Source organism: Collinsella sp. AF20-14LB (genome assembly GCF_003459505.1).
GTDB lineage: Bacteria > Actinomycetota > Coriobacteriia > Coriobacteriales > Coriobacteriaceae > Collinsella.
The window spans coordinates 1-13,965 of sequence record NZ_QRWD01000016.1 but is presented as its reverse complement, the minus strand read 5'-3'; the positions used below and the strand labels follow the sequence as shown (position 1 = coordinate 13,965).

The following is a 13,965-nucleotide window of genomic DNA, read 5'->3' as shown; positions in this document are numbered from 1 at the left end:
CGGCGGAGGTTCTTTCGTCCTGTGGAATGCGCCGGGAGATAGGCCGGTCCGCCTCGGTCGAGTGCTCTGCATTCCTTGCCAGGAGGTTACTGGGCTGTAGGGGAGAAGGTGCGCGGCCTATTGGCCGCGCCTTTTATTTGGCTGTTAGGGCTTTGCCGTAGTTGCAGCCGAAGAGGGGACGTGCACGTTTTTTCGGTTGCCGCTCGCCTGGGGTGGGGCGGGGCGTGCATTTTTGGGAGTTTTCAGCAGTCGAGGGTGCCTGCATACTGGTTTTTGGACAAAAGTCAGGCGCCATGAGCCGCATCCTGTAAAAAAAATGAGCGATCTCTGAGGCGCTGAGGGCTCAGAATCAGGGTTTTCAACGCGGTTCTGTGGGCACGTTCCTGCCCTGTGGGTTCCGGGATGCTGAAAACTCCAAAATTTGCACGCCGCCCCTGGGGGTACCTTCGGGCAAAAAGCAACCGCCCCGTCGAAGTATGCATTCGACGGGGCGGTTTATGCAAAAACGGTTGTGGATGCGTCAACGGCTCACTAGAACTTGACGGTTGGTGCCTGGCGGGCGGCCTCGGCGGCCTCGAAGCCCTGGCGCTCCTTAAACTGGAAGATGCCGGCAAAGATAACAGCCGGGAACGTCTGGATGGCGTTGTTGTAGCTGAGCACGCAATCGTTGTAGCTCTGGCGTGCGTAGCTCACCTTGTTCTCGGTATCCTCGAGCGATGCCTGGAGCTGCGTAAAGTTGGTGTTCGCCTTAAGGTCGGGGTAGGCCTCGGCGACGGCAAAGAGCTGGCGCAGCGCACCGGTCAGCACGTTGTCGGCTTCCATCTTGGCCTCGGGCGTAGTGGCCTTGACGGCGGTGTTACGCGCGCTGATCACGGCGGAGAGCGTCTCCTGCTCGTGCTTGGCGTAGCCCTTGACGGTCTCGACCAGGTTGGGGATCAGGTCGTTGCGGCGCTGCAGCTGCGTATCGATGTTCTGCCAGGCGTTATCGATGCGGTTACGCTTGGTGACCATGTTGTTGTAGATGCCGGCGATGGCGCAGACAATCACAATGACAACAACGATGCCGATGATGACGGTAATCATGATGTCTCCGTTTCGAATGGCCGCGGCGGCATGCGCCAGCTGCCGTTGGTATAACGCTACTAGTATACCCGCAACGTTTTGCCGTGCCGAACTTTCCGGTAAGCGTTATGTTTTCGGTGGGGTTGGCACTGGGGCAAAGCGCGCGAGGTACAGGTGTAAGATATGCGACAGATTGACGAGTATTGTCTTTGCCCTGAGGATGGCGATACGGATGGACCTTCGCATTAAGAAAACCTATCGTGCCCTGTTCGATGCTTTCACCGAGCTTCTCGAGGAGCATCGTTTTGAGGACCTGACGGTTGCCATGCTGTGCGACCGCGCCATGATTCGCCGCACGACGTTCTACAAGCACTTTCGCGACAAGAACGATTACTTTGCCTTTTATATCGATGAGCTCATGTCCGGCTTGCCGCAAAAACAGCCCGATGAGGCCGGCACAGTGTCTGCCGAGGACGTGCGCGCGCTCCGGCACGCGATTTTGGACGATGCCATGGACCTGATTCTGGCCCATGAGCAGCTCATGGACAACATTTTGGCGAGCAGCATGTCGGGAATGCTGACCAACGTTATTTGCGACCGTATTGCCCGCTCCATCCGCGAGCGTGTGATGAACGTGCTTGCCGAGGATGCCCTGGCCCCCGTGTCACTCGAGACGACGTCTGAGTTTGTCGCCGGCGGTATTATTCGACTTTTCACGATATGGTGGGAATCGGGCCACGATCTTGAGCGTCGACCCGAGATGGCCGACGTGGTCGATGCGCTGTTTGAGCGGACCATGACACCGGTGCATCACTAAAAGTGGCGGAGAGAGGGGGATTCGAACCCCCGGAACGCTCTCGCGCTCAACGGTTTTCAAGACCGCCGCATTCAACCGCTCTGCCATCTCTCCGTGAGTCGTAATGATAGCATCGTTTTGAATTTGCAACAGGGAAGGCGAACGATGACGATCACCGAAATCGACGAGAAGTTCATGCGCGAGGCGTTGGCGGAGGCGCGAGCCGCCGCGGCGGTGGGCGAGGTGCCCATCGGAGCCGTAGTGGTGCGCGACGGCGAGATCGTCGCGAGGGCGCATAATCGTCGCGAGCTCGACCAGGACCCTTCGGCGCATGCAGAGTTCGCGGCCCTGTGCGTCGCTGCCCAGGCGCTTGGCCGCTGGCGCCTTTCCGACTGTACGGTCTACGTGACGCTCGAACCCTGCTGCATGTGCGCGGGGCTTATGGTCAACGCGCGCGTGGGACGCTGCGTGTATGGCGCGAGCGACGCCAAGGCGGGCGCGTTGGGATCCCTATACGATTTGAATGCCGACTCGCGCCTGAATCATCGGTTTAATGTGACCGCCGGTGTGCTGGCAGACGAGTGTCGTGAGGTGTTGAGCAGCTATTTTAGTGGGCTGCGTGGCACCGATGGTGCTGACTGCGGTTGTGGGGCCGATCTTGGGGCACATGCCGCTCATGCCGAGGCGCTCGCGTGTGCCGAAGATATCGCCGTTGAGGCGGTCGATTTTGGTACCGCGTGCCGCCGGCCCCGCCGTGTGCTGTTGGCGATTGATTCCTTTAAGGGCAGCGTGTCGAGTGCACAGGCGGAGGCGGCGGTTGCCGAAGGCGTGCGCCGTGTGTGGTCCGATGCCCAGGTGGCCACGTTGCCGCTGGCAGATGGTGGCGAGGGAACGCTCGACGCCGTTGCCGCCTGCGGTGGCGAGCTTGTGACCTGCGAGGTGGCAGGCCCCTTGGGCGAGCGTGTGCCTGCCCGGATGCTGGTTGATGTCGAGCGCGAGTCCGCGGTCATCGAGATGGCCGAGGCGGCCGGCATCGGGTACTCGCCTTGCACGGAGTCGTCGGCGCTGGCCGCTACAACCTATGGCGTGGGCGAGCTCATGCTTCGCGCGGTTCGCACGGGCGCAAAGACTATCTATATTGGCTTGGGCGGCAGCGCCACCAACGACGGTGGCGCCGGCATGCTGCAGGCGCTGGGCGCGCGTGTGGTCGATGATCGGAACTGCGTTGTCGCCCCCGGTCTTGCGGGTCTCGAGCAGGTGGCGAGCGTTGATTTGGCGCCAGCGCTGCAGGCTTTGGATGGCGCTCGTATCGTTGTGCTTTCGGATGTAGAGAATCCACTCGTGGGACGCCGAGGCGCTCTGGCGGTGTTCGGTGGGCAGAAAGGCCTGCCGGCGGATGATGCCGAGGCGCTGAACAGGTGCGACAGCTGGATGGTCGGCTACGGTCGCTTGCTCGACGCTGCGATTGCCGGAGCTCGAGCCCAGGGATTGTTGCGCACACCTGAGAGCGCACGGACATTTGGCTCGGTGCTCGGCGTGCCCGGCGCCGGTGCCGCCGGTGGTCTGGGAGCAGCGCTGTTGGCACTCGGTGCCGAGTTGCGCTCGGGCGTGGAGACGGTGCTCGACCTCGTGGGGTTTGACGAGCGCGTGCGCGATGTCGACCTCGTCATAACGGGCGAGGGCAATATGGATGAGCAGTCCGCCGCCGGCAAGGCGCCGGTGGGTGTGGCTTGTCGTGCGAAGCGATATGGCAAGCCGGTAGCCGCTGTCGTGGGCGGTCGCGCTGACAACCTGGATGCGGTGTATGGTCAGGGCGTCGACTTGGTGCTTCCGATCTGTCGCAAGCCCATGGACCTGGAGCGGGCACTCGATCCGCAAGAAGCCGCAACCAACCTCATCTGCGCCGGCGAAGCAGCCGCTCGATCCTACGACCTCGCCCGCCTCTAAGGCCTATCTCCCTATAAGTTGCGGTGGAATACGGAGTGTTTTTGCCTTTAAGGGGCCAATTCAGTCCGTATTCCACCGCAACTTCGAGAATGGCCATTCGAGGTTGGCTGCCTTGGGTCTTGGGTCGGACCGTTTGCCACGAAATGCGGCCATCTACTACGTTAAACCGGCCACCTTCGACCATCCTGGAATTTGCAAAAACAAAATCGCAGGTAGAAAGCTTGCCGATTTTCGAAAAAGTCGGCTATGGTCGACCCCTGTGACCTAAACGTAGTAGATAGGCCCTTTTCGTGGCGCAGCGTCAGACCGGTCTTTTTGGTAGTGTCGAGAAAGTTGGTGTAGCGTCCGATCCGAAGCGAGTCGGCCCGGCGTCCTGGAACCTGGAACACGGTTGATATCCTATGCCGCCTCGACCCTGTCCGCAAGCTCGAGGCCCGATTCGATCATCTTCCTGGCCTCCGCCTCAAGCCGCGCCCAGTCGACGGGGCCGTCGATCCCGCGCGTGCGGCCCTCGTCGTAGAGCTCGTTCATCCTCTCCTCCGAGAAGTACCTGGACTCCTGCCATATTTCGTCCTGCTCGCACATGACCGCGCCCGCGAGCCGCACCAGCGAGCCCGTTGACGGGAACACCTGCACGACGCGCGACCTGCGCTTTATCTCTCGGTTGGTCCTCTCCTGCACGTTGTTGGTGCGCAGGCGCTTCCAGTGGGTCGGCGGGAAGTCGAGGTAGGCCAGCGCGTCGGGCTCGGCCTCCTCCAGCACAGCCGCCGCCCTCGGGCAGCACCCCGCCAGCATGTCGCACGCCGCGTGGTACATGGCCGTCACGGTGGCGGCGTCGCGCCCGCGGAACACCTGCGAGACGATCCTGCCCACGCGGCGCCTGAGCTGCCAGGAGCTCGCCTCGCGCATGCAGTCGCGCATGAGGTGGACGGCGCAGCGCTGCCACGCGGCGCCCTGGAAGACCTCGCCGAGCGCGCGGACGAGGCCCGGGTGGGCGTCCGAGACGATGAGCCGCACGCCCGCCGCCCCGCGCGAGCGGATGGTCCGCAGGAAGGCGAGCCACGAGTCGTATGACTCGGTGTCCACCACGTCGACGCCCAGGACGCGCCTCCAGCCGCCCGCGTCGCAGCCGATGGCGGTGACCACGGCGGTGGAGGCAACGCGCCCCTCGCGGCGGCACTTGACGTAGGTCGCGTCGAGCCAGACGTAGGGCACCGGCGAGCCGTCGAGCGGCCTTGCGCAGAGCTCCTCGATGTCGGCGTCCAGGCTCGACGCGATGGCGCTCACCTGGTCCTTGGAGAGCCTGGAGACGCCCATCTTCTCGGCCACCCTCTGCACCTTGCGGGTGCTCGTGCCGGTGGCGTACATCTCGGCGACGGCGGCAACGAGGGCGCGGTCCGCGCGCTGGTAGCGCTCGATCACGTCGTCCGGGAAGAAGCTGCCGGTGCGGAGCTTCGGGATGCGCAGCGTCAGCGTGCCGACGCAGGTGGCGAGCGACCTCTCGCGGTAGCCGTTTCGGCTGTTCGACCCGCCCCCGCACAGCTGGTCGGCCTCGGCGTCCATCACGGCGTTCACGACCTGCTCGGCGAGGCGCCTGAGCAGCTCCTGCATGTCGATGGCGCCGTCGTCGAAACGGGGCATGGCGAGCATGTCCGGCGTCGGGTCTGATAAGATTTCCATAGCGGTCTTCGTCCTTTCCTAGAACCTGTTGTTGTGGTGATTTCAGATTCTAGGACGAAGGCCGTTCTTCGTTAAAGGGACGTTAGGGTGCCACTCTTACACCAACATTTTCGACGCGATCGTCTTTTTGGGACTAGGAAAACACCCGTAAAGGCATGTGAATCTGAACAATTTAATCCTGCGCCCTGCGGCGCTCGATGGTGTTGTCTGGGGATCGGAGACTATGCACTTCAGGTGTTGGCGCCGCCATTTGTGTGCCATTAGTAGATTGCTCTTCGTTCAGTTGTTCGCCGATTAATCCTGCCAATTTATTACCATTTCGGGCGAAGACGTGGATTATCTCCATGATGGACCTCTTTGGGCATAATGTTGTCTTTAATCTGTCCTAATCAATAGATCGCTCTTGGGAAGAGAGGGCGACACCAGAGGGGGAGAAGGGAATTGGAGAGGAAAGTTTTCGGCGGGGGGGCAGAGAGTCGCTGCTCTCTGCCTTGCGCTGGTTCTCGGCTTCGGATGTTTATCCGTTGGCGCGACGGCCGGTGTCGCATATGCGGCCACGGAATCGCGGACTGCGTATACTGCGGAGGAGTTTGAGATCACCCAGGACGGCGTGACCTATTCGTGCGAGACCACGGATAAGGGCACGGCGGAAATCACAGGTATTGTTGCCGACGACAGTGTGACCGCGGTGAGTGTGCCCAGCTCCATCGAGCATGGTGGCCAGACCTACAAAGTCACCAAACTTTATTTCTCGTCTGGTATCGTGGCCAAGAACGTTGAGCAGCTGACGCTTCCCGACACGCTCGAAAAAATGTACGGAGGGAATTTCCGGAGGTTCGCAAAGGTCAAGGAGCTCCATATCCCTGGCTCCATCAAGAACTTCGCTTGCTCGCTGCAAAACGCTGGCTCGCTCGAAAAGCTCTATTTCGATGAGGGCGTCGAGGAGATTAGCGCCAACATGATGGTCTATGGCTGCAGCAACCTTTCGGAGATCGATCTCCCCTCAACCCTCAAAATGATTTCGGGCTCGGGCGCCTTCGAGGGGGCTACGGCCCTCACAGGCATCGAGTTTCCAAAAGATGTCGCCTTCTCCGACACCATAACGGGCGTGTTCGAAGACTGCACGTCTCTGACAAGCGTGTCGTTGCCCGCTTCGGTTACCAAGATCCCCTCGCACATGTTTGACGGATGCACCTCTCTCACGTCCGTCACCGCGCTGAGCGAAATCGAGTCCATCGGGGATGGGGCGTTTCGGACTTGCTCGAGATTGACTGGGATCGATTTCCCAGGCACATTGAAGAGCATCGGATCCTCTGCTTTCCAGGGGTGCGCCAGCCTGGTGAGCGTGCCCAATCTAAGCAAGGTGACAAAGATGGGCTGGGGGGCTTTTTACGAGTGCAAAAATCTGCAGGCGTCCGTGGATCTGTCCTCGCTTCAGAACATTCCGGACAATGCGTTCTGCTACACACCGGTTAAGATCGTGGGGCTTTACGACAGCCTGAAGAGTATCGGTGAGTGGGCCTTTATCCAGAGCAACGTCGCCGTCCAGCTTCCCAGGACACTTGAGACAATTGGCAACTACGCCTTCTATTACGGCACGTTGCCGGAGCAGCTTTCCATTCCGGATTCCGTGACTTCCGTTGGCACGGCGGCCTTCTCGGGCGTAGGTGGCGTGAAGGATGTGACGATCGGGCGCGGCCTCACCGAAATACCCTCGGGTATGTTTGAAGGCAGCACGGTTAAAAAGATCACAATCGAAAACAGCATGGACGACATCAAAGGCTCGGAGAACCTCCCGTTCTTTGGCGTCGATATCGTCTACACGCGCGAGTCCATCGATGACGGCGTCGGCGGTACCGTGAGCGATGACAGCACCAAGACCCTTCAGGATCTGGTCGACGAGGCCCCCTATGACAAGGAAACCGTCATCACCCTGAAAAAGCACGTGAAGCTTGGCTCCACGCTCACGATTCCTGCCGGGAAGATGATTAAGATCACGTCGGATGAGCCCTATACCATCTTGGCAAAGAAAAGCGGCTTCTCCGTACTGGTCAATGTTGCCGAGGGGGCATCCCTCGAGCTGTCGGGGAAAGTGTCCCTGAGTGGTCGCTACAACAAGGGCGCCATTATTTCTAGCAGGGGAGCGGTTGTGCTCTCTGACGAGGCCGTTGTGTGCGACGGCGCTGCGAACACCGTCAATACGGGTGTCATCGACGTGTCGGGAGACAAGGCTTCGCTTACCATGACGGGCGGCGTTATCGAGCAGTGCGAACTTAAGGACGCGTATTGCGGCGCTGTCCACGCGAAAGACGGCGCTCATGTTGTCATGAAGGGCGGCGTTATCCGTAAGAATCATGTGTCTTTCTCCGCAGACGGCGATGGTAATTACCTTTCGTCTACCGGCATCATGCTGATGGGCGATGCCCACCTTGAGATGAGTAACGGCAGTATCGAGGATAACGCCGGCTATCAGGGCGGCGCGGTGGTCATGTACAGCGAGGCTCGTAACCAGAGAGCCTCCTTTGAGATGACCGGTGGTCAGCTTGTGCGCAACAGAGGCTATAAGCTTGGGAATCGAACTCCCTCCGGCGCAGTGCACGTCGAAGGGAATGCCGAGTTTACCCTCAAGGGCGGCAAGATCGAGGACAATATTGCGTATTCTGATGGCAAAGGCGGCGGAGTGTGCGTGGTCGATCGCGGCCTGCAGCAGGGTGGTAGGGACCATACCGCTTTCACTATGAAAGGTGGCTCCGTATCGGGTAACTCCGCTTCCGCCGGCGGAGGCATCTATACCTATTCAGATGACGTCAAGCTCAGTGCGGGCGAGATCAAGGACAATACTGCTCGGAATATGGGTGGCGGCGTATATAGCGAAGGCAACGAGTATCTCGTCTATAGCACGCTCCATATCGAAAACGCTCTCGTTGTTGATAACCATGCGAAAAAGCAGGGCGGCGGCATGTGGTTCTGCCCGACCGGAGATGCCAAGGTCTACGTCCAGAACGGTGGCCTGATCGCCAGGAACTCGGCCGATGAGGCGGGAGACGACCTCGTCTTCACCGGCTTCAAAGACGCCAAATACAAACTGACCTTGGCCAACCGCGCTCCGGGCGGCGGAAAGGTCAGCTGGTACAGAGACGGTGGGCTGTTTAACCCCGAAGGCACTTATGCGGAAACAAACACCGAAATCCCGCGATTCTCTCCCGACGGTGGCAACGGCGAGCCCCTGTCCTTTACCGACGCCACGCCGAACGTCGCGCTTAAATCTGTGATGAGCGAGGATGTGTATAACCTCGGCCGCGGTCAGACGTCGCTGACGATCTCTGGCAATACGGCCGAGCGGGGAGGCGGCATCGGCGCCAACGGCGGTGTCATCATCGGCAAGTCCGAGAACATCGACATTCCCATCAAAAAGGTCTGGGAGAACCCCAGGATTCCCCATCCTAATAAGGTCAAAGTAAATCTCAAGAACGGCGATACCGTCATCGATTCGATCACCCTGAGCGAGTCCAACGACTGGAAGGGCGTCTTCTCCAACCTGCCCGCGGGCGCGCACTACACCGTGTCCGAGGACCCCGTCGAGGGCTATGACTCCGCGGTCACCGGCGACGCCGAGCGCGGCTTCACCGTGACCAACACCTCCACGGCCAAGGTCTCGGTGCCCGTCGAGAAGAAGTGGGTCGGCCCGGCGGCCGAGAAGGCCACCGTGCGCCTGCTCGCCGACGGGAAGGACACCGGCGAGTCGGCCGAGCTGTCGAAGTCCAATAGCTGGAAGCACTCCTTCGAGGGCCTGCCCAAGTACTCCAAGTCCGGCTCCGTGATCGACTACGCCGTGGCCGAGGTGCCCGTCGAGGGCTACAGCTCGAAGGTCACCGGCGACGCCGAGCGCGGCTTCACCGTGACCAACACTGTGAAGACGGGCGAGCTCGACGTCTCCAAGACCGTCGTGGCGCGCGAGGGCCTGGCGGTCGACGCGGACAAGATATTTAAGTTTGTGGTTGAGGCCACCGATGCCGCAGGCCGCAACAAAGTGTCCGGCACCTACGGTGACGCGACGTTCGAGGACGGCAAGGCGACCCTCAAGCTCAAAGATGGCCAGACGGCGAGGATCACGGGGCTGCCCGCGGGAACCGCCTACACGGTGACCGAACGTGCCGCCGATGGCTACAAAGCCGCGGTGAACGGAGCCGAGGGATCCAGGGCCGATGGCTCCATCTCGGCCGATCAGGTCGCCTCCGCCGCCTTCACCAACACCTTCGACCCCGCCCCCGCCACGGCGTCCGTCCCCGAGCTCACCAAGGTGCTCGCGGGCGGCCGCAAGCCCGGCCTCCAGGAGGGGGAATTCACCTTCGAGCTCTCCCTCACCGATGGCGCGGGCAATGTCCTCGAGGGCTACCCAATCGAGGCGAAGAATGACAAGGACGGCAAGGTTTCCTTTGGCGAGCTCAGCTTCACCAATCTGGGTACCTACCACGCGACCGTGACCGAGAAAGCAAACGGCGATGTCCTGATTGAGGACGATGCGCATGCCTACACCTTCGACATCACAGTGACTCAGACTGGTGCCGGTCTTAAGGCCGAGATCTCCAACGAGCGGGGCAAGAAGACTTTCACCAACACCTTCACGCCGCACGACAACACCAAGACCGTCACCAAGGCGGACGCCTCGGGTGCCAAGGTCAATGTGGATGGCAGGCTGGTGGGCGTGGGCGATACCCTCACCTATACCATCGGCTGGGCCAATAACAGCGTCGACGACAGGGGCGCCGCGCAGGCGGCTGACGTGACGGTGACCGATGTCCTGCCCAAGGGCGTTAACTATGTTGAGGGTTCTGCCGACGGTGCCGCCTACGACGCCGCGACGCGCACCCTTACCTGGTCGCTCGGCGAGCAGGCTGCGGGCGCCACGGGCACGCTCAGCTTTGACGTGAAGGTCTCCGCCGAAGCCGCCGTGGTCGACGACATCTCCAACACCGCCACGGTTAAGGTGGGGGAGAACGAATCCCAGACCAACACGACCCACAACAGCGTGTCCCGCGAGGGCAGCCTCACCGTCAAGAAGACGGTCGTCGGCGGCGACAGCCAGCGAGAGTTCGGCTTTACGGTCGCGCTGACCGACGGGGACGGCGAGCCCGTCTCCGGCACCTTCGGCAAGGGCGAGCACGCCGTGACGTTCGCGGACGGCAAGGCGAACTTCACGCTTAAGGATGGCGGGGAGAAGATCATCTCCGGCCTACCCGTGGGCGCGCACTATACCGTGACCGAGGATGCCGCCGAGGGCTACGCGACCACGGTCAACCGGGCTGACGGCTCCAAGGCCGAAGGCGCCGTGACCGAGGACGGCGCGACCGTCGCGTTCACCAACACGTACGGAACGGCCACCGGGGGCAGGGACGTCTCCACCGCGGGACTCTTCACCAAGACGCTCAAGGGTCGCGACTGGGCGGAGGGCGACAGCTTCCAGTTCGCGCTCGCGGGCGAGGGCGACGCGCCCATGCCCGAGGGCTCTGCCGACGGCTCCAAGACCGTCAGTGTGACGGCCGCCGCCGGCACCAAGGCGGGCGATAGGGTCGCCTTTGACTTCGGCTCCATCCGCTACACGCTCAATGACATCAAAGATGCCGGGTTCGCCGAGGTCGGCGGCAAGCGCGTGCGCGCCAAGACCTTCACCTACACGGTGCGCGAGGTCAAGCCCGATGACGGCTCCGCCATCGCCGGTGTGGCCTACGACGACCACGTCGCCACGATGACGGTGACCGTGACCGACGACGGCTCCGGCAACCTTACGGCCACGACGCCCGCGATTGCGCAGGCGAGCGGCGGCGACTTCGTCAACACCTACACGACCAAGCTCGACTACTCGGCCCGCGTGGGCGTGCGCCTGTCCAAGACGCTCTCCGGCCACGCCATGGAGGCGGGGCAGTTCGCCTTCACCGTGACCGCCGATGCCGAGACGGCCGCCAAGCTCGGCCTCAAGACCGGCAAGGACGCCTACGCCGTGGCCGCGGCCGATGACGGTGCGGCCGGCCTGGTCGACCTCATCGGCGGGACCGCGGAGAGCGACGTGAAGTTCACCGACGCCGACGCGGGCAAGGTCTATCGCTTCACCGCCACCGAGACCAAGCTCGGCGGCGAGGGCTACACCAACGACACCGCGCCGCGCACGGTGACCATCGCGCCCGCCTACGACGCCGCGACGGGCAAGCTCACGGTCACGACCACGGTTGCCAGGGACGGTGTCGAGGTCGCCCGCAGCGAGGTCTCCACGGCAGATGACGCCATGGCGGCGCCCGCGCCCGTGACGGTCGCGTTCCAGAACTCCTACGAGGCCACCGGAACGCTCGGCGGCGAGGGCAACGTGGCAATTAATGCCACCAAGACGCTGACGGGCCGCGCCGCGAAGGCGGGCGAGTTCCCGTTCTCCGTCCGCGATGCCCGGGGCAACGTGGTCGCGACCGCGACCAACCGGGCCTCCGGCGACGGCGTGGCCGCGGGACTTGCGTTCTCGCCTATTGCCTATACTACTGACGCGCTCGAGCGGATGGTGGGAGACGGCACCGCCACCAGGGCCGCCGACGGCTCCTGGGTCATTCCCTATACCGTTTCCGAGGACGGTACGGACCGGCTGCCTGCGGGCGTGACGGCGGCCACGTCAAGCTTCGGCATCACGGTCAAGGTGACCGATAACGGCAAGGGCGGGCTGGATGTGGCCGTGACCTACCCCGAGGGCTCCGACGGCACGCTGTCGTTTGTGAACGGCTATAGCGCCGGCGAGGCGACGGTCGACATCGCGGGTACCAAGACGCTGGCGCTCGGCCAGGCCGGACTCGGCCTCACGCAGGCTGACATCGCGGGCAGGTACACCTTTAAGATTGAGCCGCTGGACGGCGCGCCCGCACCGGTCGACGCCTCCGGCAAGACGGTGACCGAGGCGACCAACGATGCCGCCGGCAATGTCGTGCTGGGCCGCGTCACGTTCAAGCAGCCGAGCGATCTCGATGGCGTCGAGATCGACGGCGACGGCCTGCGCACCAAGACGTTCGCCTACCGGGTGAGCGAGTCCGGCTCGGTCGACGGCGTGGCCAACGACGCGACGGCGACCAGGACCTTCACGGTCAGGGTGGTCGAGGACACCGCCGCGGGCACGCTTGTCGCGAAGGTCCTGCCCGCAGAGGGCACGCCCGAGGGCAAGGGCGCGTTCGAGTTCACCAACACCTACGTCGTGAGCCCGACGCCGAGCTCCGTCACCGACCAGATCAAGGTGAGCAAGAAGCTCGAGGGCCGTGGCCTGGCCGCGGGCGAGTTCGAGTTCCAGCTGGTCGAGATTGCCGCCGACGGCAGCGAGAGCGTCGTGGCGACGGGCAAGAACGCCGCCGACGGAACGGTCGAGCTCAGCCCCGTCCCCTACACCGCGCCCGGCACGCACAGCTACGAGCTGCGCGAGGTCGCCGGCACGGCGGGCGGCGTGACGTACGACAAGACGACGTACCGCGTGCGCACGACGGTCACCGATGCCGGTAACGGCACGCTCGCCGTCAAGCACGAGCTGGCGGATGCCGAGGGCAATGCCGTGGGCGACACCTCGGTGACCTTTACCAACGGCTACGAGGCCGCACCCGTCACCCTCAAACTGGGCGCCGCCAAGGTGCTCAAGGGCGCCGAGCTCAAGGCGGGCCAGTTTAGCTTTGAGCTCAAGAGCCGGGACGGCAAGGTCATGTCGACCGCCAAGAATGCCGCCGATGGCAGCGTCACGTTCGATGCGCTGACCTTCAAGCAGGCCGGCACCTACACCTTCACGGTGAGCGAGGTCGACGACGGCCAGGCGCACGTGACCTACGACAAGGCGGTGCACAAGATCGTCGTCACGGTGAGCGACGAGGCGGCAGACGGCACCAAGACGGGCTATCTGTCGGCGAAGGTTTCCTACGAGGGCGACGCCAACCTGCCGCCGGTCTTCACCAACAGCTACGCCGAGGAGCCCGGCACCCCCGGCACCCCCGAGAACCCCGGCACGCCGGGCGGCGGCTCGGGCGGCGGTTCAGATAACGGCTCCGGCAGCGGCGCTAGCGGTGACGGCTCCAAGGGCGGTATGCCCGACACCGGCGACCGCAGCCTGCCGCTTGAGGCGCTCGGCGCCATGGCCGGCATTGGCGCGCTGACCGCAGCGGGCGGCGCGGTCCTGTACCGCAGGCGCCGCTAGCGATATGGACGAGTGGGGCGAATCCATCCGATGGGTTCGCCCCACTTGCCGTGGCGGGCGGGAGCAGGTAAGATATACCGAGCGTCTAGCGCGTTCGATGGGTTCGGATGACGACATGTTCCGAATCTGGTCAGGTCCGGAAGGAAGCAGCCATAAGGAGCCTCTGTCGGGCATCCGAATCCATCGAGTGCGCAGGCGTTTTTTGGTGCCGCGGCTACCCGCGAGTGCCGGCAGGGCGCTTGGTGTCTCGCTGGTCCTCGGCTTCGCCTGCGGGATCGCT

The 13,965-nt window shown here is 63.0% G+C and carries 6 protein-coding genes, 1 tRNA gene and 1 other RNA gene; 4 read left to right on the top strand and 4 right to left on the bottom strand.

Annotated elements, in window-relative coordinates; all coding sequences use genetic code 11:
- Nucleotides 1–531: 531 nt before the first annotated feature.
- On the bottom strand, nt 532–1,083 hold the full coding sequence (locus tag DWX63_RS08425; RefSeq protein ID WP_199411166.1) for a LemA family protein: 552 nt from the start codon (nt 1,081–1,083) through the stop codon (nt 532–534).
- Nucleotides 1,084–1,294: 211 nt separating this feature from the next.
- Between DWX63_RS08425 and DWX63_RS08420 the strand changes: the two genes are divergently transcribed.
- Nucleotides 1,295–1,879 carry a TetR/AcrR family transcriptional regulator gene (locus tag DWX63_RS08420; RefSeq protein WP_099432361.1) on the top strand — a complete coding sequence of 195 codons (585 nt, stop codon included), beginning with the start codon at nt 1,295–1,297 and terminating at the stop codon, nt 1,877–1,879.
- A gap of 3 nt (nt 1,880–1,882) precedes the next feature.
- On the opposite strand, the gene DWX63_RS08415 is transcribed toward DWX63_RS08420, so the two are convergent.
- A tRNA-Ser gene (locus tag DWX63_RS08415) sits at nt 1,883–1,972 on the bottom strand.
- 51 nt (nt 1,973–2,023) lie between these two features.
- Here DWX63_RS08415 and tadA point away from each other — a divergent pair.
- A complete protein-coding gene (tadA, locus tag DWX63_RS08410; protein WP_117843425.1) occupies nt 2,024–3,805 on the top strand; it encodes a tRNA adenosine(34) deaminase TadA in 1,782 nt (593 codons plus the stop codon).
- Between the two features lie 399 nt (nt 3,806–4,204).
- Here the strand turns inward: tadA and DWX63_RS08405 are convergent, their stop codons facing one another.
- Nucleotides 4,205–5,485 carry an IS256 family transposase gene (locus DWX63_RS08405; RefSeq protein ID WP_117843424.1) on the bottom strand — a complete coding sequence of 427 codons (1,281 nt, stop codon included), beginning with the start codon at nt 5,483–5,485 and terminating at the stop codon, nt 4,205–4,207.
- 172 nt (nt 5,486–5,657) lie between these two features.
- Nucleotides 5,658–5,831, bottom strand: coding sequence for a hypothetical protein (locus DWX63_RS11295; protein ID WP_158559663.1), 174 nt, complete (start codon nt 5,829–5,831; stop codon nt 5,658–5,660).
- A gap of 264 nt (nt 5,832–6,095) precedes the next feature.
- Here DWX63_RS11295 and DWX63_RS08400 point away from each other — a divergent pair, with 264 nt between their 5' ends.
- Nucleotides 6,096–13,685 (top strand): Spy0128 family protein, encoded by a 7,590-nt coding sequence (locus DWX63_RS08400; protein WP_117843423.1) that lies wholly within the window; start codon nt 6,096–6,098, stop codon nt 13,683–13,685.
- A 94-nt stretch (nt 13,686–13,779) separates the two neighbouring features.
- An RNA gene (ffs, locus tag DWX63_RS08395) (signal recognition particle sRNA small type) lies at nt 13,780–13,875 on the top strand.
- The last annotated feature ends 90 nt before the right edge of the window (nt 13,876–13,965 follow it).

Excerpts from the sequence above, each read along its gene's own strand:
- DWX63_RS08405 (WP_117843424.1), bottom strand. The coding sequence starts at position 5,485 with ATGGAAATCTTATCAGACCCGACGCCGGACATGCTCGCCATGCCCCGT.
- DWX63_RS11295 (WP_158559663.1), bottom strand. The coding sequence starts at position 5,831 with ATGGAGATAATCCACGTCTTCGCCCGAAATGGTAATAAATTGGCAGGA.
- tadA (WP_117843425.1), top strand. The coding sequence starts at position 2,024 with ATGACGATCACCGAAATCGACGAGAAGTTCATGCGCGAGGCGTTGGCG.
- DWX63_RS08420 (WP_099432361.1), top strand. The coding sequence starts at position 1,295 with ATGGACCTTCGCATTAAGAAAACCTATCGTGCCCTGTTCGATGCTTTC.
- DWX63_RS08425 (WP_199411166.1), bottom strand. The coding sequence starts at position 1,083 with ATGATTACCGTCATCATCGGCATCGTTGTTGTCATTGTGATTGTCTGC.